The following is a 22,608-nucleotide window of genomic DNA, read 5'->3' on the forward strand; positions in this document are numbered from 1 at the left end:
CATTCTAATTATAAAAGAAAATCACAAAAAATATCTTATTTAAAACTCAAATGCAATTTGGTCATCTAATGACAAACCATTTAAAATGCCAAGTTCTTCAAATGATTCTAAATGCGCTTTAGTAATATTTGTTCGTTTTTGTAAATCAACAATTGATAAAAATGGTTTTTCGTGGCGGGCATTAATAATGCTATCTCCAACAGCCCCGCCTAAACCATCAATTGCCGAAAATGGGGGTAAAATAATTTTTTCATCATTTCCATTTGTAACAACAATAAAGTTTTTATTGCGACTTGTTTTTAAATCAATATTAATCATTTTAATTCCCCTTGCATACATTTCCAAAGCAACTTCATAAACAGGAATTAAATCCTTTTCTTTTTGTGATGGCTTTGTTGGATCATTAAAATTTTTATTATCCAAGCGCTTTTGAATATCACGTAAAACTTGCTTAATTGTTTCGGCTCCTTTTAAAATTGTCTTAATATCAAAAACATCAGTACGAGTTGAAAAGAATGTTGCATAGTATTCAACCGGATAATTAATTTTATATCATGCTACGCGTCATGCCATTAAAACATAGGCTGTGGCATGGGCCTTTGGAAACATATACTTAATCTTGTTACATGAATCAATATATCATTGTTTAACATTATTTTCCCGCATTAATTGTTCTTGTTCCGCTGTTAAACCTTTTCCTTTTCGGACATCTTCCATAATTTTAAAAGCACTTTGAGCTGGTAATCCTTTATAAATTAAATTAACCATAATATCATCACGACACCCGATTACATCAGAAATAGTAATATTTTGGTTGCGAATTAAGTTTTGAGCATTGCCAATTCAAACATCTGTCCCGTGGGATAACCCCGAAATTTGTACTAAATCAGCGAATGACGTTGGTTTCGTATCTAATAGCATTTTCCGCACGAAAAAAGTTCCAAATTCTGGAATCCCAATTGCGCCAGTTTTTTCACCATTAATATCTTCTGATTTAATGTTTAAAACATCTAAACTACGGAACAAGCTTAAAACTTTTTCATCATTAGTCGGAATTGTTTTTGGATCAACGCCCGTTAAATCTTGTAACATTCGTAACGCTGTTGGATCAACATGTCCTAAAATATCTAATTTCAAAACATTATCATGAATTGCGTGGAAATCAAAATGGGTTGTTAATCAATTTGATTTAATATCATCCGCTGGAAAATTAACCGGAGTAAAAGCTTCCACCTCATATTCATTAGGAATAACAACAATTCCCCCTGGGTGTTGACTGGTTGTTCTTTTAACCCCTTCACATCCTTTTGCAATCCGTTCCAATTCAACGTGCCGCTTTAAATGTAAAATATTTTTACTTTCAAAGTAACCTTTTACATAACCATATGCTGTTTTTTCAGCAACAGTCGAAATTGTTCCGGCACGATAAACACTTCGTTCACCAAACATTTCTTTCATAAAATCATGGGCAATTGGTTGATATTCACCAGAAAAGTTTAAATCAATATCCGGAACTTTATCCACTTCAAACCCTAAGAAGGTTTCAAACGGAATATCATGACCTTCCCTTTTTAATGGTTTTTGACACTTTGGACAAGTGCGAACAGGTAAATCATAACCACATTTAACGGAACCGTCAACAACAAATTCACTATAACTACAATAAATACATAAATAATGGGGTTGTAAGGGGTTAACTTCAGTAATATTACTCATTGTTGCAACAAAACTACTTCCAACACTCCCTCGCGAACCAACTAAATAACCATCTTGTAACGATTTATCAACTAGTTTATGAGCAATTCAATAAATAACAGCAAATCCATGTTTGATAATAGCATTTAATTCTCGCTCTAAACGACTAGCAACAATTACTGGTAATAGATTACCATAAATTTTATAAGCATTTTGATAACATAACTCTTTTAATAACTGATCACTACACTCAATTTTGGGCGTGTATAATTTATCTTTAATAATTTCAACTTTTTCAATTTGATCAGCAATCCGGTTTGGATTGGTGACGACAATTTCATAAATTAATTCATCATCCCCTAAAAACTTAAATTCATTTATCATTTCAGTTGTCGTGCGTAAAAACTGCTCTGGGTTCTCATTTACCCGTTGCTTATAATCGTATAATGGATGGGGTCTACCCCCAATTCCTTTTACATTAATATAAACTTCGCGAAAAATTTTATCTTCAGGATTAAGATAATGCACATCACCACTGGCAACAACTAATTTGTTTAATTTTTTCGCTGTTAAAATAATGTCTTTAATAACCGTTAATAATCTTGTTTCGGAAAGATCACCCATTTGAACTAAATGTTTATAAACGCTTGGTGGTTGAATTTCAATATAATCATAAAAACTAATTACTTCTCATAATTCTGTTAAATCTTTATTTCGCGCTGTTTCAAAAACATCACCATTAACACATGATGAACCAATTAATAAATTACTCCGATGTTCAACAATAACACTTCGTAATAATTTGGGAGTCAAATAAAAGTATTTGGTATGAGCTGCAGTAATTAATTGAAATAATTCTAGGATACCACTTTGATTTTTTGCTAAAACAGTCATATGTTTTGCTCGTAGTTTTTTATAAACTACCGAATCATGAATTTGGTCAATTTGATCATCAAACTCAATCTCATAAGTGTTAATTAATTTCCGCAATTGTTGTTCATAAACATCAGTTAATATAATCGCGTCATAATCCCCGCGATGGGCTATTTCTTCTTTATAAATAATACTATAACAACGGGCAATTGTTCCCAAGCGGTAATTTTTTAAATGTGGCTCTAAAATACGCGATAATTGTAAAGTATCAATTATCGTATTATTAATTTTTGGCCTTCCCGCTTTTTCTAGTCATGATTGAATAAAACCTATATCAAATTCCGCATTATGGGCAATTAAAATGGCGTTTTCAAAATATGTTAAAATCTGGTCAATTGATTCGATAAAAGTTGGCTTACCGGCTAATAATTCATCCGTAATCCCTGTTAATTCCGTCGTAAATGATGATAACTTAACTGATGGTTTAAACAAATGATTAATATTTTGGCGTTCGCCATTAATTCCATCCATAATAACGGCTCCAAATTCAATAATTTCATCATAACTACTACTTAACCCTGTTGTTTCTAAGTCAAAAATAACATACTTAGCAGTTCTTAAATTATGATGGTGGGGATTTTTAACATATCACACCTTATCATCTAAGACATCAACTTCGACACCATAAATAACTTTAATATCCGGATATTTCTTATTAAAATTATAAATTTCCGGATAAGCTTGCACATTCAAATGGTCTGTAAAGGCAATTGCTTTATGATTTCAATGTTGTAACATTTTAAAAAGCGTAGCAATATCAATTACACCATCCATTGCACTCATTTTAGTATGTAAATGTAACTCCACTCGTTTCTCTGGCGCAATATCCTCGCGATATAAATCTTCACGTTTTAATTGTGAAATTTTTTTAATAAAAAACATTTGTTCATTGACATAAGTATCATAACGAATATCACCAAAAAGACTAACTCATTGATTTATTTTTAATGCTTCAATAAAATCATCTGGTTGTTCTGTTCGGGAAAAAATTTTTGCCCCAATCGTATCGCTATAATCAGTAATTGTAATTGTATAAATAAATTTTTTTTTTGAAATTAATTTGCGTTCTTTATTCAAGATTTTCCCATAAATGATAATATTTGAAACATCTTGATTAATATCAATTAACCGTTCATAATTTGCTTCCCTAATTTTCCCTTTGCTATAGTTATTCGTTCCTTTTCGCATACCGTTCACCACCATCACTGGTTGTTTCGAAACTAACGAGATAGCAGTTTGCATTGCTGCTTGATATTTAATTAACTCTTGTTCATTAATTTCTAAAATATTATTTTCTCGTAAATCAATTACTAATGCTAGTTGCAAGTCATTAAAACCATAACGACGAAGTTTTTGATGATAATAATTACAGTGTTCGCCGACTAATTTCTGTTCACTTTCAGAATGTACAGTAATTTTTAAAATGTTATCTGTTAAGGAAAATCGTTCTGGGTCTAGTTTACTAAAAAAACTATTTTTTAATTCAGATTTATTTAACCGAATATATTCTAAATAACGAAAAATAGTTTCTAAGTAATATTGTTTTTGACGTACTAGCAATGAAATTTTGGTTGGTAAGGTCTCATTCTCTAATAAAGTTTTTTCCAATTTTAATAAAATTTCAGAAGGTAAAAAATCATTAATTTCAATCACAATCCGAAAGAACCCTTCATTAGTAATATATTCAGTTTTAATGATTTTAGCATCATCAAAATAATTTTCGGTGAATACTAAATTATTTGTTGTAAATAGTTTTATCAATTGTTGATCCATCATTTAATCATCACCTATATTTTCTGCTTAAAAAAATACATCTTTAATTGTTATTCCAATAAATAATAAGATAAATAAGACGGCTCCCGTCACATTAATAATAATTTTTGCTTTATAGGGCAACTGTCAATTTTGATCTTTTTCTTCATATTCTGCTAACAATAATTTTTGCTCCACTATATTATGGCATTTTCTTCAAATTCGAATCCGTCCATACAGCCGTTTTGTACCACCAACAATTACTTCAATTCCTGTTTCAAAAAACTTATAACCATCCAAAGGTGGAATTGGAATTAAGTTTAAAACAAATAAGTTAGCTGACAACATTCCCATATATATTAAAAAATCAGCTGGCCCCCTTGTTAAAATTAAAGAAACTGTTTTGGCAATTCCAACTGGCCCTGATAATTGTCCCCATTGGCCAGTAAATAATAACCCGAATGATTTTAAAATGGCTACTGACTGAGTAAATGTTTCCCGTCATCCATACCTATATGCTTGCGCCGTTGAATTAAATAAATGGTCAGGGGCTCTAATACCAACAAAATAGGTTTTTCCTTTTACGGTTAATTCCACCGATTTAGTTTGAAACAACGACTTGGTTTTATCATCAATCGTAATTTCTTTCTTACTATTTACCCGATCAAAAGTAAGAGCAATATAATTAACCTTATCTTTTACATTACTTTTATTATATTGTTTTTTTAAATTACTAATAAAATTAGTAACAGTTTTTTCATAATTAGGGGTATCCGTTACTTTTCCTAAATGACTTGCTAAAATCTGATTTTGGTCATTATCATCTTTATCTTTGCCTTGCTTAAAATAATATTCTCGTGCCGTTGTAAGTTTTGCTTCATCTAGTCCTAATCAATAATGTAAAATAACAATATCTTGACCAATATCATCTGTTGCAGTAGCTAATGCTTTATAAACCGCTCCATTAGTGTCATATTTAGCGCCTCAATAATTTAAATCAGATGGTTTATAACTTAACGCCGTAAAAGTTGTTGTAAAAATAAAAACAGCAATAAAAAAATTCATTAAAGCACCGGCCACAATAAAAATTAAACGTTTTCATTTGGCAATATTTTCTATTTTTCGTTCAGGAGAAATTTTTTCCTCCTCCCGTCCTTTGGGTGGGTTCACCAGTTCACTAGCAATATAAACATAACCACCAAATGGAAAAATCCGAATTGAATAACGGGTTTCTTTTTTCCCTCACGAAAAAATTTTGAAACCAAAACCAATTGCGAATTCATAGACATAGGCCCCGGCTAATTTTGCAACAACAAAATGTGCAAATTCATGAATTGTAACTAATGTTAGCAAAATTATAATCCCAATTACAAAACCTAAAACTATCATCCCTGCCGACATTTATTTCTTAACTCCTTGCTGTTTTAATTGGAATAATATTATTTTTTTTTAAAAATAATTAATAATACCTCCTTTAATGATACCATTAAATTTTTTTATTTATAGATAATTAACCAATTTTTGTGGTTTAATCTGATTCATAAAATATTCAATATAGTCCAAACAATTTGATAAAACTTAATTTTTCCCGCTAAAAAGGCCCCATAATTCTTCATTTTCGGCATTAAAAGTAACTGTCAAGGAATTATTTTAGTTTAGACAACGATAAGTTAATTGTAGCGCTTTTAAACAAAATAAATCCATCTTCTGAAAAGTTAAGGTCATTATTTCACTAAATTCTAAAAATAGCAAAAGCGTATTATGTTTCCGAACTGGATAATATAAAAAATAATTTAAAACTTGTAACATTGATGATTTTTATAATTGCGATAAAATTGAATAATCTTAATATTGAACCACTGAATGTAACACCAACTGATGGTGTAAGACTATCATAATATTCGCTGTTTTAAACAAATTGTAATCTTCAATAATTTCTAATCTTTTGTTAATCATCGTTGAATAATCAATCATAATATTTTGTTCCATCGTTCAAGTTGGATGTTGTAAAGCTTGATGTTCATCAATTGTCTTTAACTATTCTTTTTTTTAGCTAATGTCTTATAGACAAACATTTCCCTGAGGCCATTAAATAAGTTCTTGACAACGGTTATTTTGTTTTAAACATTGTAAATTGTAAATGCAAATGTAGCACTTTATTGAAAAAGAATAAAGTGCTTTTTATTTTGTAAAAAATACTTATATTTATTGAATTAATTGTTAGATAGTATCTTTTGCACTTAATAAAATAGGTTTTTCTGAAAAATTCATCCTTTCTTTTTTTAAAAAAATTTTTAATAATTGTTTTATTTAATTATTAGTTAATTATTAAATATATTACTATAAAATACATTTGATAAACTAAGAATTAAATAAATATAACGAGATAAAAAATAAATAAAAATACTATCTAATGATTAATCCAGGATTCAATTTTTAAAAATTAATATTTTGATGATGAAAGATAAACAATTCATCTGTGACGCGAAGCCTTAAATAAAGTGTGAAAGTGATTGGATTTTACTTCTATTTATTTCTTTAATTATTGACAAGATTAATCCCTCGCGAAATGTCAGATCGCGTTTTTTTATCTTGTTTTCATAAAAAGAGTGCTGCTAAACCGAAAAAAACAATATCGGACACTAAAAAAACAAGAGGGTTGGAAAACTCCAAAAGGTTATTTTCTTTATATAAAGTTGTCTAAGGATGGATGAAGCGTAATTAATAACTAGGTAAACTTGTTTTATTTCCGTTGAGAGTAAAACTCTGTCTAAATATAAAGTTTTAGTATCGCCGCCGCCATCCATCTCACTTTGGGAGTGGATGGCGATTTAACTAATTAAATAAAAATATAAATATTCTTATTAAATATCAAAAACATTAACAAACAAAGGGGTTTTATGTTTATTTTAAAAAATAAATAAAAGGAAATGAAAAAATATTATGCAAAAATAATAAAATGAGAATATTAATAAAACTTGAAATGAAATAACAACATCATTTCATTGAGTTAATTGTAAAAATATTAATTTTCGTCTTTCACATCATAAAAATCATTATTATTTACAATGTTTAGAATAAGCCAAAACGTACTTAAATTTATTTAAAAATAAATGATATGTTATTAATTATTATATGCAACATTATAAAATTAACGATATTTTAGATTTAGCGACAAAATGATGAAAAATATTACAAATTGAGAAAAAAATAAACCAAATAAATTAAAATATATTATTGCAATTGATCCTGCCAGAATTGGACAAACCAATATTATTATTTATAATGTTTTGCAAAAGAAAATAATTAATAATGGATAGGTTACAATAAATTTTACAATATTTAATTTGAAAAGGAGAAATATGTTGCATCAGTACAGTACTGAAAACCTTGTTTTTATATCATTGAATTTACGATTAATTAAATCAAGATATTGCAATAAACTTTTTTTATTCTGTTCATACTTCATTTTTCTTCTCATTTTTCCTACATATTCAGGTTGTGTTTGATTATCAATCATAATTATTAAAAATTTTTTTTAATTATATTTTATATCATAATCTTTCTTTAAATATTTAGTAATTCTTCGATGTCCAAATTGTTTTAAATTTTTTAATAGACTTTTACAATATCATTTATTGTTTTTTTATCTTTTTGCTACTGTCATAATTTTTATATTTATCTCAATAACTACGTTTTAACTCCGTTATTTCTAGTAATAATTTTATTGAATATTCACGACAATTTTGTTTAATAAAAGAGACGATTATTGGTTTGCTTAATTGTAAAAGTCATGGAGCTTTTTTAATAATTCATATCTTGTTTTATAATAGTTTAAATCTTTTTTTCCAAATGGTTTTTTTGACCTTTTTTGTGTATTTAAAATTCCTTTTTAAAAATTTCTTTGTCATTAATCAAGTGTTTTTATATTTATTTTAAATTTTTATGCAACATAAATAAATGATATTTGTTCAATTTCTTTTATTGTATTTTTTCGAAATTCTGCAGTATATGTTTTAAATTTTGCCCTTTTCTTGCCATATAAAATGCACCCCTATAAAAATTTAGCAAAATCTTTTTATTTTACTTACTTTTTGGGGTGCGGTCTTCTATTTTTGTTTTTTATTTTTAGTAACCAGTAATATTAAATTTAATTTATTGCTTAGACTTGGTCAAGAACTGAATTAATATAACTAAAATCAGTATCTTCACTATATAATTTTAAAATTTCTAAACTTTCATTAATAACAATCGCTTTTGATAATTGTTGATAACGAATTTCATAAACACCATATACTAAAACAGCTTTATGATAATTACTTAAGCGTTCAAAATCTCAACCAGATTTTAAATATTGATTAATATTTGCAATAATATCTGGCAAATTTGCTAATATTTCCTCAATTTGGATTATTTCAATGGTTGTTGTTGCTGTTTGAAAATAATCATAAGTTTCTTGTTTAGTTATTAAAACATCATGCTGTAAAACAAAATTACGATATAACAAATTAATAATATTAATGCGTTCCTGGCGTTTCGACACGTGACATACTCCTTTTTAAATATAATGATATAAACCTTGTATAATGTAAAAACAAATAATAAAAATTTAATAAAATTAAAACAAATTAAAAATAAAAAAAAAATAATCACAAAAAATATCAAATTAAAAATATTTTTAATAAAACTTATTTTAAAAAACCTGAATTGTAAAATTAAAAATCAAAGATTATAACTTATTTTTTGTTTATTATTAAATTATAATATTACTAAACAATTCCAAACATATTTTTTATAATATCAAACACCTTTTATGTTTTTGATTAATTTTGTAAAGTAGATTGGCAACCATTTTTATGACACTTTTATATGTACTGTTGCTTTATAAATTCAAAAGATGTTAAATAATTTAAACTACCGTGAATTCGAATATTGTTATATCAATGCACAAAGTTAAATAATTTGTATTTTAATTGGGTTAAATTTATAAATTTTTGTTTCTTGATAAATTATGTTTTAAAACTTTTGTAAATTGTTTCAGACCCAGCATTATCATAAGGACATCTTTTATTGCTTAATGATCGTTTGATGTTAAAAATATTTAAGTTATTATCAATGATTTTATTTTTAAATTCATTACCCCAGTTATTATGAAATAACGTAATTTGTTTTAATGGTCTTGTAATTGAATAAAAGGTTTTTTGCACTAGTTGTACTGTTTTATTTGTTCGAGAACTATAGCTAATTATTTCACAATTAAACAAATCAATTAACAAACAAAGATAATGTTATTTAGCACCATCTTGAACATATGTTAAATCGCTAACAACAACTTCATTGGGTTTTTGTTTTATTATAAATATTAAATTCACGGTTTAAAACGTTGATAATTTCGTTGTTATTAACCACCAACTTATGATTACGATATTTTAATTTGGTGCATTTATATACTAACTGATTTTTAATCATAATTTGGCGAATTTTTCACGACAAGATAATATCTTTTTTAATTAAAAAAGCTTTAATTTTATAAGACCCATAAATTTTGGCGATTAGCTTAAATGCGCTGATAACTTTTTGTTCATAATTATTAACATCAACAATAGCCACATTTATTAATTTGATAGTAATATGTTGATTTTGCTATCTTTAATTTTGATCCTATTTAACCAATTTTTCGCATGGAATATTTTTCTTTATTATTGTTAATAATTTCTATTTTTTGCCAATTATCAGCACTACTTGCTTTAAAGGGTTGTTTTTCATTATAATTGGATTAATTCTTTTTGCAAGGCAATCAAAGTTCATTTTTTCAACAGTGTGATTATCTTTTGCTTTAAAAGATCCAGAATTATGAAATTTTTCAATTAACTGATATATAGTTGATTTTGACACCTTATATTATTTAAAAATTTCAAGAATGGTTTTACCATTTTGATAAAGTAAAACAATTTGTTTTTTAAATTCATATACCGATTAATTTCTTCCCTATTTTTATATTCCTACTTTCTTCATAATTATATTTTATTTGAAAATTAACATAAATAAGGTACAGCTTATTGTAACATATCCAAAGTATTAATTAACAATTAAATAAAACAATTATTAAAAATTTTTTTAAAAAAAGAAAGGATGAATTTTTCAGAAAAACCTATTTTATTAAGTGCAAAAGATACTATCTAACAATTAATTCAATAAATATAAGTATTTTTTACAAAATAAAAAGCACTTTATTCTTTTTCAATAAAGTGCTACATTTGCATTTACAATTTACATATCTTATATTTTATATGAATATTTTTTTGTTGTGGTTTATCACAAGCATTTAAGCTTGTTGTGCTTAAACTTATTGATCATAAAATAATTAATAATTTTTTAATTTTTGTCTCCTAATTTAATTTTATTAGTTTTAATTCCATTTATAAGATTTACTTTTTGCCGGTTCATCGTACAGAAATTATATTATAATTCACGGTAGTTTAAATTATTTAATACCTGTTGAATTTAGAAAACAAAAGTCCATATAAAAAATGTTCTAAAAATGGTTACCAATCCAAAATTAAATTTTATTTTTTCTATAAATAAAATTTATAATACTTGTATTATTTATATTATTTTATATAATAATTTTGTAAATAGAAAGGAGATATTTTTATGCCACAAACAATTAATAAATTATCTCAATTAAAAAAATAAATAATGAATTTTCAGAAAACAATAAAATATTTAAAAATTTATCTAATTTTAAAGAAACAAAAGAATTTAAAAAAAGAAATTTAAAAACAAATGTTTTACCATCAATGACAGTTAAATAAAACTTAATAAAAAAATTTAGAGAAGAAGCAGAAGAAAATTATTGAAAATTAACTACACTTATGAATAAAATTTTAGAAGAACGATATGATAAATAAAACAAACAATATAAAGATGATTAGTTTTTATAACAAAAAAGATGGCATTGGTAAAACAGCCTTTTGCAAAAATATCGCATATAAGTGGCACAAAGGTATTGTTGATTAATCTTGGATACCCCACAAACAACTTTATACGTACAATTTTCAACACAAAAGATATATCACAAAGTAAATTACTGTTGTCAAAAATAATTAACAATATTTATATGGTACCTATAAAAAATCTTATTCAATCAATAAAATACAAAAATATCGATATTATTGTTGATAATTAAAAATTAAATAAAAACAGTACCTTAATTAACACCATTTATCAAAAAAAGATAGGTATTTAATTACAAATATTATTTATCAGTCAAATCAAAATAAATTTGATAATTATGATTATGTGTTGATGGATTACCATCCAACAGTAAAATAATTAGGATTATATCTTTTTAACCTTATCTTGATTTAATTATAATTCCAATTAATTCTGGTATAGATAGTTATAAGGGTATTATTAATTTAAAAAATACCTTAAATGTTATTTGCAAAAAAAAAATAATAAAAATTTACCAAGAATTTCTGTTATTATTAATAATATAAAAAACAATAAAAATACTACCACAATTTTAGAATGATTAAAAAATGATAATATTTATTAATTTTTATCTTAAAATATAACAAATAACTCTGATACATTTATTAAGACTGAAAATAAAATAAATAGAATTTGAGATATTAATATTTATTAACGTCAAAAACAAACCTATGAATAGATCATCAATGAAATATTATAAATATAAAAAGGAGGATTATATTATGCATAAATTAACAAGTTTAGATGAAGATTTAAGTAAATGTGAAAATTGTAGTTTTATCATTCAAAAAATAGATGATAAATGAATAACTATTAACGAGGGCGACAAAAAATGTGGTAAATAATTTAAAAATAAAAAATTAAAATTTCTTTTAAATAAAAGCAATTTTTTATATTCCCATTTTAAAACGATATGGATAATAACCGTGAAACAAAACATCATATGGGTCATGTGATGCATTTTACTATCAAATGTGTTTGTTTTGGCATCAATAAATCTCAGTTAACTAATGCCACACACTTATCTAAAAATGGGAAGTTATCTAACATGCCATAGATTTTGCTTTGCACAAACATTTTTCTTATTCATGTTACCCGATTGATTATCCCTGCTTCTTTATTAAGTGATGTTTGGTGTTTTTTGGCTTTAAACATTTTAATTTTATAACCTAAATAAGGGGCAATATCTTCTTGTAATTTTTGCATAAAGTCATGGGCATTGATATCATAATGAAATGTGGAAGCTTCAAAACCATCAAATTTATCAAAGGTATTAATTATTCATTGGCCATAATGTTCAACTATTTCATTTAAATTCATGGTGTTTTTGGGGGTAATAACGTTTTCGACAATTAAATACTGATAATATTCATTATTTTCATTTATTTTATAACCAATAAATGAAAACACCGTATGATCTTCACTACCATTAGCATAATCAACACCAATTGCATAGCTATCAAATTGATACTGCTTTGTATTTGAATTATAAAAATCTTGTAAATTATACGCTTGGATATATTTACGATAATTTCGTAAAACATAAATGCTGGGGTCATTATCGTTATATTCAAAACCGTAGTATTCAAGTTCAAATAAATCTGGTCGTTCTTCTTTATTTGTTAAAACAAGTTTTTGAAGAATATCCAGAATTTTGTTTCAAACAGCCCCCATTGTTAATCGTAAATTAAAGACCCCTAAGCCATTAAAAGCTTGGTTATTTTCGGAATATACTTGATTGTGTTCTTTTAAAAGCGTTTTTATTCGTTCATTTAACGGTAAATATGGTGTTACAAATTTTTCATAAAAGACATGGTATTTATCAAAAGGATTAAAAATAGATCGTATAAATTATTTTGGGTCTTAAATTAATACCTTAAAAATTGTGGAATGATATATATATCACTTACTTAATTATATTGTATTACTTTCAATTTTATTGTCAATATATTTTTGTATTTTTTTAAATTTTTCCACAACAAAAATACATTTTTATTAAAATTATTTAATTTATTATATAAAACTAATAAAAATATAAAATTGGTTGTAAATTATTATTTACAAAATTATTAACTGAACAATTAAATTTAATTTCTTCTAATTGTTAATTCGTATCAAGTAAATTAATTTTATTTTTTAATCCTATCATACTAGTATTTAATTTATTTCTAATGGTTTTTTCACTATAAATAGCTTTTTTTATCATAGTGCCTTTTGAATAATGAAAAATATTATCCTCCATATGACAACAAACACTATGAAATAATGTTTGTTGTCTGACTCTTTCTTCATTATTTTTAATTAATCTAATTGTCTCTTTTAATAATTTAATTTTTGCTTATTTTATAAAAGAAGTGCTGCTTTCTAAGCATTCTAATAATTCTTCATATTTATCATTAAAAATAATCAACGGATTTATGATTTGTTTCTTTATTTTGTTTATTTTTACTTTGATAGGATATAGTTTTTAAAATCTACTTGTAAGATGGGAATTTATCTGTGGTGTAATTCACTTTATTTTTAGATAAATATTATTGAATAAATTTTGCAATATTTTTAATTCAAGGTGCATCATCTTATAAAATAAGAATTTCAATATTGTCATTAATATCATAATAACTTGTAATTAATATAAGTAATTTACTAACAAAATTAGTTAATTTACTATTTTTTTAATATATTATGGAATATTATCTAGTTCTATAACACCTAATTTATCTTTAATTACAGGTCTTTTTACAGTATATTTTTCTTCATCACACCCCAAGTATGTATAGTAGAATACTATCGTGTGTTTTTTTATCTTTTTTCTTCCTTGTTTTGTTGCATATAACATTTTCAAATAAGTACCGTCCATTTGAATATATAAAGTGTGCGAAATATCTATTTTTTATTAATTTTATTAATGTAATATTCTTCATCTGTTTTTGCATTTTTCATAATATTAAATATTGTCATTAAAATAATTTTTACATGTTCCATAGTATCTAAAATATCCTTATATCTTTTTTTCTCAGTAATAAATGATAATATTTTTTCTTTAACATCATTAGTTATTCTTTTTCATTTTTTCAATTCCAACAATTAAATCTAAAAGAAAAACATATTATTATTTACCTATTTCTGGATTAATTTTATAATATCTTCTTCTTTTAAAGTTATTTATCCTTTTAAAATTATTACTGTTATTTCAATTTTGTTTTTTTACTTTATATTATTTTAAACTTTCATCATTCTTATAATTTTTAAAAATTAATTTATTATAATTTTCTAAATTTTGTTTAATCAAATTGATACTTTGTTTATCTAATAAAATATTAGAGTTGTTAAAAAAGTTTTCATCAATATTTATCATTTTTTACCTTTTTTCCATAGTTTAGGACTTTATTATAAAAAATAATAAAAATGCAAAAAAAAAAAAAAAGATAGTAATTTTTATTTAGTATGTTACAATTTAATTGTTAATTATTAGCAAATTAATTTAACTGAAAAAAGTAAAGTAATTTACTTTTTTTGTTTTGATGTAAAATGTAATTAATATAAAATAACCATCGCGGTTATTTTATATATTTCTATTTACCCTTTTATTTAATCATATTAAATCATACTTATTATTTAATAAGTAACTTTAATATGCAAAAAAAGGAGTAAAAATGAAATAATTTAACCCAAAAACAGCAAGTTTACGAACATTTGATCGTAAAATAGAGCAGTTTTGACGTGATAAATTACTTATATAATATTTTTTTATATACTTTAAATAATTTAACCAATAAATTCAACCTTTTTCGCAAGTGAAGGTATGATAGTTACGCGAGTGATAAGATAGTTTCTTTATTTGAAAAACAAGTTGATAAAATAGAAAGTTAACTTATTAAACAAATGGTTAAACTTCAGAAGATACTATGTTATATTAATAGCGTCGCATTTAATCATAAATATTCACTGCAAGAAAAAGAACTTGAAAAAGAATTAAACTTAAATAATCAACAACCAATAATTATTAATTTACAAACAGGTGTTAGAGATATTAAAAAAGTGATAATAATACTTAATCATTTTACTTATTTATTATAAACTCCTTATTGGTTATTACAAAATAGTAGTATTGACAATAAATATCGCATTTACTAAAAAATATTAATTAATTAATGAAATTAATCAAATTTGGACAGGATATAGCGGTAAGACTATTTCAAATATTAAAATGTTTGGTGAATTATTAAAAATTAGTTTATTAATTAAAGAGCCAATTTGTATAATTGCTAGTATGTATTGGAGTAAAGATTTAAAAGATAGTGTTTTTCAAAATATATGAAATATGTTAGATGAAAATAATATACCTTATAGTATTAATTTATCAAATTTTACTTTTACTTTATCAAATGATAGCAAAATATATTGTAAAGGTTTACATTAACAAAGTCGGAAAGAAAAATTAAAAACCTTTGCTAATTTTAATAAATATAAATTAGTTATTGATTGAAGAAAAGAATGTGACCAATTTCAAAAAAAAAGATTTAAGTGATTTATAGTTTGTTATTAGTGGTTATAAAAATAAAATAACAATTAATACATGTAATCATGAAAGTTTAAAACGATATATTGTTGACTATTGTAATGAATTATTATCTTTTAATGAAGAAATAATTCATAGTAAATATGAAAAAATTAAATATATTAAAAAATAAAATATGAAAATTATTATTCATTATTCTAGTTGAAAACTTAATTATTAATTACCACAAGATAAAGTTAATGAGCGATTAAGATTGTAACAATTGGATATTGAAAGAACAAAAGTATGGAGTTGAGGATTGTCTGATAATGCTACTAGTCCAAAAGACATACCACTACTGCTAGTTTTTAATTATATAATATCATTTTTTGATAAAAAAGCATATAAAATAGCAGAATATACTCATTCAAATGCTACACAGCAATTTAAAACTGAATTAGAACAAGTAAAAGATATTTTATAGTTTTTTATAACAATCAATTAAATCAATACTTTAATTTAATACAATAAGGAATATCAATTAATGTTGACAACAGTTCTTATTCAACATTACAAAAAGTTTAAATCAAAAGAAATATAATTACTCTTTTGGGCAATATATGACATTTAAACCAACACAAAAACAGAAATTTAAAATAAGATATCGTATTGAAACATTTACAATGTTGATAAATACAAACCAATTAAAATGATTATGAGAAAAATGTTCTGTAAGTAAAACACAATATAAATTAATTAAATGATAAGATAAATCAAATGCCAGAGAAGAAAAATACTAGACACTTATATGGTGATATATTTGATAGTGATTTTTATACTTTACATTTTGAATTAATATCAATGGTTAAACATAATAGTTCAGCAGATTATAAATTATAACAACAAAGGGATTAAATAACTTAATTAAAAAAAGATATTTATGTAATATATGATGAGAGTGTAACAAATGCAAAAGAACATATATATCTGTTTGCGGACAAGTTAAAAAAGACTTTGTCAATAATTAAAAAAAGATAATATCGCAATATGTAAATTAAATTTATATAACAAATATATTAAAAAATATCAAAAAATTAAAGTATGTGTACAAGTTTTATCAAATGAGCCAAATTTATTAACAGTAAATATTATTAATTATGCATTTATCTTAAAATTAAAGAAGAAAAATAACCATGAATAATACTTTCCTTATTTTATAAAACTTAAATGATATTAATAGTGTTTTAAAATTTTATAATTATGATTGAACAATTAATTTAGCAAATATTATTACTAGCCATCAAACGAGATTAATAAATGGTAAAGATATTTTATTTAAGTCTCCATCGTAAAGACATTTTAAAAAAATTAAATTGATGATATGAAACTTATAAAATAAAAGAAAAATTAGATAAAAATGAGTTAACAGCAAGTTTAATGGGTAAAACTATTTTTGGTTTATTAGAAAATAGTGATGGAAATATTGATTTATTAATCAACCATTTTAACTTTACATCTCGTGTAAGTAAAATAAATGAAATTGAACAAGATGCTGATATTTGATTAAATTATCATAAACCAGATAGTGGTTTTATTTTAAATTTAATTTGTACCAAAGATAAAATAGTTATTAAGGGTTGACCTAAAAATAACGAGGTAGTTGTTGGGCAAAGTAAAACACAAATTAAAGATAATATTAGACCTGTTTTAGTTCGATAATTTATTTTTTTTTATTAACTTCAACTACATTAAACCCTTGATCTACAATGGCAAATTTTTATAAATTACAATTTGATTTAGAAGATAATTTTAATATTAAATCGAAAGAAAGATGAGCATATCGTACACGCATTGATATGGTCAATTAGATGATAGTTTACTTGCTACTTATAATATGGGAAATAAAAAAGTATATCAAAATATTTTTGATGATATTTTTATTAAATCAAGTCAAACGGCATCAGATGAGACATCATCACAATATTTATAAGTAGTAACAATATACACCAAAATTATAAACATATACTAAAGAACAAAAATCCATTATTGAGAAAAATATATTTAGCATGTCATTTTTCTAGTCCATTTGACGATAAATCAGATGGTGATCAAAATAAAACCCAATCATTATTAACTTAAAAACAAAAGACTTAGAAAAACAAGCCTATTTACAAGCATACCGTAAGCAATATTATACTAAAATGTTTGATACTGTTTTAAAATATTATGGTTTATGAGATGGCACAGGCGAACGTCCTTATGGTTTTGATTTATTAGTGCTAGTTTAGTTAACCAAATGTGACAAAATTAATTAATTACTGCTAGATTAGATAATGGTACAATGGAACCAATAAGAGCCATAATTGAATATGACAACATCGATGAATTAGAAGCAACAAAATATTTTGAAAAAATAGAGGCATGACAAGAGAAAATGCAAACAAAAGAGATCGAACATAATAATAAATTAATGTAATATGATGAAATTGGTAATAATCAAAATTCCTTACAAGGTAGAGCAGAAATTGAGGAGAATTTAAAAATTAGTATAATTAACCCACAGAGGTTATCGAATAATTAAGAAAACAGGCCCACGATACTTTAATAAATATAAGAGAAAACATAAAAAATAATGGACATTGAAATGGTATTTTCTTTTAATGTTTATAGTTCGTATATCCCCGATAATAAAACAAGTTGAAAACCTAATAATGCTAAACCAAGTAATTACGGTAGTTATTCACAAATATTTGATAATATGGAAAGTACGATTGTTTAATAACAAGATAGTTTAAAAATAGTACAAAAATATAAAGGTGAAGAAATTAATATCTTAACGATGGATGATTTTAAAAATCAACCAGTTAACTCAATTATGATCAAATAACAAGATACTTTTTGTTATAAAATTAAAAGATGAAAATAGCAATGTTTATTGAAAATTAATTGATGGTGAAAACATTTATGATATTAATATAATGTTATAATTATTAAATAAATATAAATTAAGTTATTTTATGAATAATGATAATAAAACTGATAATTTTTACACAAAAAAAGTTAAAGTTGGTAAATATTGGGATGCTTATGTGATTGATGATAAAAGTTCAATTCAATTTGTGAAAGCTAAATTTGAACAAGTATTTACCAAACAATCAACCGAAAAACAATACAATTTATTAATTTTAGATGAAGATACAAGTAAATTAAATATTAATGATTATTATAATTTTTATAATTGTATTTAATGACCGTGGTTTAAATATTGGTGGTGGTAATATTAATTATGCACCCCAAGATAGACAATGATTATATCTATCAAATGTTATTAATTTATTATTCACCATATGATGGTAGTTTTTTATGACAAGAAATTACTTTTTCAAGTATTAATAACAAAATTAGTAATAGTGGTTTATCTGTGTAATAATTTATTAAAACATCAGGCGCCCCGGGGAAGGTTATTGTTTTCCTAAAATAACTTATAATGAAAAAATAAATAAAGGCATTGTTTAATTAGATGAGGTTTTATTAAAAGACCCTGGTGTTAGATTAATGACAGTTAAATTTTATGGGTAATCCGATCTTTTTTAATATGCCAATTATTGATCGACCAATTATTAAAGGTCAATTTAATCCAAAAGTAATGAATTATCGTGATTTATTAATGTATAACATGTATCCTTTTGTCCACCCGACAAAGTAAATACTTATGCTTCACCAAAGTAAATTTATATAACATCCAAGGGATTCAACCAATTATGATAACTGGTTATAAATATTGAAAAACAGATATGGATAGTAAATATGACTTTTTAAATCAAAAAAATAGTTAAATTATTGTTATAACTGATAAAACAAATTCAACAGCAACAAATCCCATTGTTGGCACAACTATTCATACAGAAGATAAGAATTCTAAATTTTATTGATCAAAAGATTGAAAAATAACACCACCAAACAAAATAAAAATAAACGGGTATAGTTGACAATATTATTAGTACTCAAGCATCATTGTATTTTAGAAGAAAAGATGAATTTGATAATACAGTTTTGACCAAGTTCAAATTGAATATAATAAAATGGGTGCATGTAATGTTTAGGATATTTTAAATATGAATAATTTTATTAACCGTTAAATAACTGTATTATCTTTAAACTATACGCAAAAATTAATATTTAACCCTTTACAATAACCGGTGATGTTAGTAAATTTTTAAACTTTATTTCGTTTGGTATTCCTCGGGGTTGAGTTTTTAATTAATCAAGATTAAAAAACTTGTCCTAATTTTCAATGATTAAATGGGTTTTTTTATGAGTGCTAATATTTATAGTTTTTATAATGATGCTTTTTGATATGAAAACTCAAATGGTAAATAACATTTACCATTTGAAATATTTAGAGAATAAGGTAATGATAAAGTTGGTGCTATCTTTGATGCAAATGATACTAGCTTAGGTTTTACTAATTTATTAGTTAATAAAGTAATATGTACTGTTTTAATTAAAGGATGGTAAAATAACAAATAATATAGTTTATTCAACATATAATTTAAAACAATTAAACAAAAAACTAACCGAGTTTATCTAATTAATGAACGTACAAAAGCATTATATGCACAAGCACCCGTTGGTGATAGTGAAAAAGATAATTAATGCGAATTCTTACAAACACCAGATGGTACAAATTGTAGTTATATAATTGATATTTTTTCAATATACTATCCGTTTCACTGGTGGTAAGCGGTGGCTGTATATTATTTAATAATCGACAGTTGTTTTTATAAGGTAAAGCCAAATAATTATCTCTCTTTATCCACACCATTTTAGGTCAAAACGTTCAGTTTTTAAAATAAATTCACTCGCACTTTGAAAAGCCTGGTGCTGGCTTTGTGGTTTTTAAAACTGCTGCCACTTCTAAAAAGTAATATCTATCGCCAAATTTATTTATAAAGTTATCATCTCAATATTTATTGTGGTTTGATGTTGACCTTGCACTTATTACAACTATCAATTAGTTCTAATAAACTATCGTCGATTTACATATATTTCCTAATACACTATTTCAGCACTTGCATCGGGGCTGGCTGTGGGAATGAGTTTAAATTCATGTTCTTATGGAAGCACTTAATTATTTAAAATAACTGCCCAAAATTCATTAAATTGTTTTATAAAATCAAAGTTTAAAAGAACCAGTTTCTCAATCAAAGATAATTTTTGAATTTTCTAGTTTCTGATAAAATAGCTTTTGTTTTTTATCTTTTGTCTGATTTAATAAATCTTTATTTTTTTCACAAGTTCATAAAACTTTATTTGATAAAAATTCTTCAATAATGAAGGATATTGCTTTATTGCAATTATCAATATCGCCATATTTTTTGTTGTTTATTAATTTCCATTATCTGCTCCTTTTCTTGATATTAAGTTTTTTATAGCAAATTAATTAACTAAAGCAAAGAAAGAACAACACCTTAAATTAGGAGAAAAACAGGTACACTTTATAAAGATTTTTAAGATATTTAATAAATGTATAATACAACTTAAATATGGTATCAAAAAGTTATTATAGTTTTTATGTAAATATTTAAGATACTGTCCTTTCTCTGAATCAATTAATAATTTTGGTTTTACAAATAAAAAAACCATTTACTAAAATGGTTTTTTTATTATTATTATTCAATTTCAAAGTTTTTCTAAAAACCCAATCTTTTTTGTGAGACCTAAAAATAAACTGATTAAAGTATGTTTTATAAAAATATGTTATTACGGTGCTATATTTTTTGTCATATTATCTCATTCTTGAAATACTCAAGGTAATTCTTTTACTGCAATATTATTATCTAAGTTATATTGTTTATTACCATCATCATCGGTATATTTTTCATAAGATACCTTTAAATTTTTAGAACGAAACATTGAAAATCTTAAATTATTATATCTTTTATCGAATTCTTTATCAGTTAAGATTTCTTTTTCTTCGGCATGGATCATTTCATCAGTTCAAGCTGAGATAATACCACTACCTTTACCAACTTTCCCCATAATTTTATTGCCATTCGCATATCCCGCAAAAGTAATGCGAATACCACTAGGAAAAACAATTTTACACCACACACAAAACCCTTCTTTAATAACGTTTTTCGGTCAAAAAAACAATGCCCGTTTTCATTATCAGGTCCGATATCAACCCTATATTTATCATATAAGTAATTACAGACAATAATGGTATTATCACCAAATGTCGTATCTTCGTGGGTATTGGTGTATCTTCGTAAAATGATCAACGAAGCATCGATAAAATTACAAGCAAAAAATAATTTTTCTGCCAAATGATTTCGTGTTTTATTTGTACCTATTCCAGTGGAAACAAACTTAAAAAAACAATTCGTTGTAAAATATCTGGCATAATTATCATCAACGAAATCTTTAAATACTTCTCAATCAAAACCAAAATTATAGTCACTAAAATTTAAATCATATTTTTTATTTAAATGTTTATAACTATTAACTCGTTTTTTTATTGTTAATATTGCTAAATTGATTAATAATAATCTCCATTTTACATTACTTATAAATTATATTATAATTTAATTCAATTAAAAATGAAAGTAATCTATAAGTATGAAATTAAAAATATTTCATCATTTTACTTTTAAAGAAAGGGTAGTGAATAGTGCGTCACAAAAATTAAGTAAAATAAAAAAAGATTTTGCTAAATTTTTATATGGGGGCAT

At 24.4% G+C, this 22,608-nt stretch carries 28 protein-coding genes; 14 read left to right on the forward strand and 14 right to left on the reverse strand.

Features of this window, described 5'->3' with window-relative positions; all coding sequences use genetic code 4:
• Positions 1-39: 39 nt before the first annotated feature.
• The 3 genes from ACE38S_RS03630 to ACE38S_RS03640 all read right to left on the reverse strand — a co-directional run bounded on the left by ACE38S_RS03630 (position 40) and on the right by ACE38S_RS03640 (position 6,417).
• The gene (locus ACE38S_RS03630) at positions 40-4,401 is read right to left on the reverse strand and encodes a PolC-type DNA polymerase III (protein ID WP_374697127.1); all 4,362 of its coding nucleotides are present in this window, start codon (positions 4,399-4,401) and stop codon (positions 40-42) included.
• Positions 4,402-4,428: 27 nt separating this feature from the next.
• Complete coding sequence (locus ACE38S_RS03635; protein WP_374696442.1) at positions 4,429-5,781, reverse strand: site-2 protease family protein; 1,353 nt, start codon at positions 5,779-5,781, stop codon at positions 4,429-4,431.
• Between the two features lie 444 nt (positions 5,782-6,225).
• Positions 6,226-6,417, reverse strand: coding sequence for a hypothetical protein (locus tag ACE38S_RS03640; RefSeq protein ID WP_374697128.1), 192 nt, complete (start codon positions 6,415-6,417; stop codon positions 6,226-6,228).
• A gap of 1,142 nt (positions 6,418-7,559) precedes the next feature.
• Between ACE38S_RS03640 and ACE38S_RS03645 the strand changes: the two genes are divergently transcribed.
• Positions 7,560-7,700, forward strand: a complete 141-nt coding sequence (locus tag ACE38S_RS03645; RefSeq protein WP_374696443.1) for a hypothetical protein — start codon at positions 7,560-7,562, stop codon at positions 7,698-7,700.
• 842 nt (positions 7,701-8,542) lie between these two features.
• On the opposite strand, the gene ACE38S_RS03650 is transcribed toward ACE38S_RS03645, so the two are convergent.
• The 5 genes from ACE38S_RS03650 to ACE38S_RS03670 all read right to left on the reverse strand — a co-directional run bounded on the left by ACE38S_RS03650 (position 8,543) and on the right by ACE38S_RS03670 (position 10,275).
• Complete coding sequence (locus tag ACE38S_RS03650) at positions 8,543-8,923, reverse strand: transcription antitermination factor NusB (RefSeq protein ID WP_374696444.1); 381 nt, start codon at positions 8,921-8,923, stop codon at positions 8,543-8,545.
• A 322-nt stretch (positions 8,924-9,245) separates the two neighbouring features.
• Entirely contained in the window at positions 9,246-9,386 is a 141-nt protein-coding gene (locus tag ACE38S_RS03655; protein ID WP_374697129.1) for an IS3 family transposase, read from the reverse strand.
• A 3-nt stretch (positions 9,387-9,389) separates the two neighbouring features.
• Positions 9,390-9,656 carry a hypothetical protein gene (locus ACE38S_RS03660; protein ID WP_374696445.1) on the reverse strand — a complete coding sequence of 89 codons (267 nt, stop codon included), beginning with the start codon at positions 9,654-9,656 and terminating at the stop codon, positions 9,390-9,392.
• A gap of 46 nt (positions 9,657-9,702) precedes the next feature.
• Entirely contained in the window at positions 9,703-9,990 is a 288-nt protein-coding gene (locus ACE38S_RS03665; RefSeq protein ID WP_374696446.1) for a hypothetical protein, read from the reverse strand.
• 105 nt (positions 9,991-10,095) lie between these two features.
• Positions 10,096-10,275 carry a hypothetical protein gene (locus tag ACE38S_RS03670; protein ID WP_374696447.1) on the reverse strand — a complete coding sequence of 60 codons (180 nt, stop codon included), beginning with the start codon at positions 10,273-10,275 and terminating at the stop codon, positions 10,096-10,098.
• Positions 10,276-12,098: 1,823 nt separating this feature from the next.
• On the opposite strand from ACE38S_RS03670, the gene ACE38S_RS03675 reads away from it, so the two are divergent.
• Complete coding sequence (locus ACE38S_RS03675) at positions 12,099-12,221, forward strand: hypothetical protein (protein WP_374696448.1); 123 nt, start codon at positions 12,099-12,101, stop codon at positions 12,219-12,221.
• Positions 12,222-12,279: 58 nt separating this feature from the next.
• On the opposite strand, the gene ACE38S_RS03680 is transcribed toward ACE38S_RS03675, so the two are convergent.
• The 4 genes from ACE38S_RS03680 to ACE38S_RS03695 all read right to left on the reverse strand — a co-directional run bounded on the left by ACE38S_RS03680 (position 12,280) and on the right by ACE38S_RS03695 (position 14,451).
• A complete protein-coding gene (locus tag ACE38S_RS03680; RefSeq protein ID WP_374696449.1) occupies positions 12,280-13,050 on the reverse strand; it encodes a hypothetical protein in 771 nt (256 codons plus the stop codon).
• A 430-nt stretch (positions 13,051-13,480) separates the two neighbouring features.
• Positions 13,481-13,618 carry a hypothetical protein gene (locus ACE38S_RS03685; protein ID WP_374696450.1) on the reverse strand — a complete coding sequence of 46 codons (138 nt, stop codon included), beginning with the start codon at positions 13,616-13,618 and terminating at the stop codon, positions 13,481-13,483.
• 438 nt (positions 13,619-14,056) lie between these two features.
• Complete coding sequence (locus ACE38S_RS03690; RefSeq protein ID WP_374696451.1) at positions 14,057-14,233, reverse strand: hypothetical protein; 177 nt, start codon at positions 14,231-14,233, stop codon at positions 14,057-14,059.
• Positions 14,234-14,259: 26 nt separating this feature from the next.
• Positions 14,260-14,451: a hypothetical protein gene (locus tag ACE38S_RS03695; RefSeq protein WP_374696452.1), complete on the reverse strand. Its 192-nt coding sequence runs from the start codon at positions 14,449-14,451 to the stop codon at positions 14,260-14,262.
• A gap of 807 nt (positions 14,452-15,258) precedes the next feature.
• Between ACE38S_RS03695 and ACE38S_RS03700 the strand changes: the two genes are divergently transcribed.
• The 12 genes from ACE38S_RS03700 to ACE38S_RS03755 all read left to right on the forward strand — a co-directional run bounded on the left by ACE38S_RS03700 (position 15,259) and on the right by ACE38S_RS03755 (position 19,580).
• A complete protein-coding gene (locus ACE38S_RS03700; RefSeq protein ID WP_374696453.1) occupies positions 15,259-15,453 on the forward strand; it encodes a hypothetical protein in 195 nt (64 codons plus the stop codon).
• Between the two features lie 130 nt (positions 15,454-15,583).
• Positions 15,584-15,796 (forward strand): hypothetical protein, encoded by a 213-nt coding sequence (locus ACE38S_RS03705; RefSeq protein WP_374696454.1) that lies wholly within the window; start codon positions 15,584-15,586, stop codon positions 15,794-15,796.
• A gap of 361 nt (positions 15,797-16,157) precedes the next feature.
• Positions 16,158-16,358: a hypothetical protein gene (locus ACE38S_RS03710; protein WP_374696455.1), complete on the forward strand. Its 201-nt coding sequence runs from the start codon at positions 16,158-16,160 to the stop codon at positions 16,356-16,358.
• 136 nt (positions 16,359-16,494) lie between these two features.
• Positions 16,495-16,641: a hypothetical protein gene (locus ACE38S_RS03715; RefSeq protein WP_374696456.1), complete on the forward strand. Its 147-nt coding sequence runs from the start codon at positions 16,495-16,497 to the stop codon at positions 16,639-16,641.
• Positions 16,642-16,651: 10 nt separating this feature from the next.
• Complete coding sequence (locus ACE38S_RS03720) at positions 16,652-16,774, forward strand: hypothetical protein (RefSeq protein ID WP_374695820.1); 123 nt, start codon at positions 16,652-16,654, stop codon at positions 16,772-16,774.
• Between the two features lie 417 nt (positions 16,775-17,191).
• On the forward strand, positions 17,192-17,593 hold the full coding sequence (locus tag ACE38S_RS03725; protein WP_374696457.1) for a hypothetical protein: 402 nt from the start codon (positions 17,192-17,194) through the stop codon (positions 17,591-17,593).
• A 112-nt stretch (positions 17,594-17,705) separates the two neighbouring features.
• Complete coding sequence (locus tag ACE38S_RS03730; protein WP_374696458.1) at positions 17,706-17,864, forward strand: hypothetical protein; 159 nt, start codon at positions 17,706-17,708, stop codon at positions 17,862-17,864.
• A gap of 351 nt (positions 17,865-18,215) precedes the next feature.
• Positions 18,216-18,350 carry a hypothetical protein gene (locus ACE38S_RS03735; protein WP_374696459.1) on the forward strand — a complete coding sequence of 45 codons (135 nt, stop codon included), beginning with the start codon at positions 18,216-18,218 and terminating at the stop codon, positions 18,348-18,350.
• 156 nt (positions 18,351-18,506) lie between these two features.
• Positions 18,507-18,653 (forward strand): hypothetical protein, encoded by a 147-nt coding sequence (locus ACE38S_RS03740; RefSeq protein WP_374696460.1) that lies wholly within the window; start codon positions 18,507-18,509, stop codon positions 18,651-18,653.
• A 238-nt stretch (positions 18,654-18,891) separates the two neighbouring features.
• Positions 18,892-19,122, forward strand: a complete 231-nt coding sequence (locus ACE38S_RS03745; RefSeq protein ID WP_374696461.1) for a hypothetical protein — start codon at positions 18,892-18,894, stop codon at positions 19,120-19,122.
• A gap of 38 nt (positions 19,123-19,160) precedes the next feature.
• Positions 19,161-19,301, forward strand: a complete 141-nt coding sequence (locus tag ACE38S_RS03750; protein ID WP_374696462.1) for a hypothetical protein — start codon at positions 19,161-19,163, stop codon at positions 19,299-19,301.
• 144 nt (positions 19,302-19,445) lie between these two features.
• Entirely contained in the window at positions 19,446-19,580 is a 135-nt protein-coding gene (locus ACE38S_RS03755) for a hypothetical protein (protein ID WP_374696463.1), read from the forward strand.
• Between the two features lie 631 nt (positions 19,581-20,211).
• Here ACE38S_RS03755 and ACE38S_RS03760 read toward each other — a convergent pair.
• Both ACE38S_RS03760 and ACE38S_RS03765 read right to left on the reverse strand, forming a co-directional pair.
• Entirely contained in the window at positions 20,212-20,421 is a 210-nt protein-coding gene (locus ACE38S_RS03760) for a hypothetical protein (protein ID WP_374696464.1), read from the reverse strand.
• A gap of 1,216 nt (positions 20,422-21,637) precedes the next feature.
• Positions 21,638-21,988, reverse strand: a complete 351-nt coding sequence (locus tag ACE38S_RS03765; protein WP_374696465.1) for a hypothetical protein — start codon at positions 21,986-21,988, stop codon at positions 21,638-21,640.
• Positions 21,989-22,608: the final 620 nt, after the last annotated feature.

Source organism: Spiroplasma endosymbiont of Polydrusus formosus, from assembly GCF_964263245.1.
GTDB lineage: Bacteria > Bacillota_I > Bacilli_A > Mycoplasmatales > Mycoplasmataceae > Spiroplasma.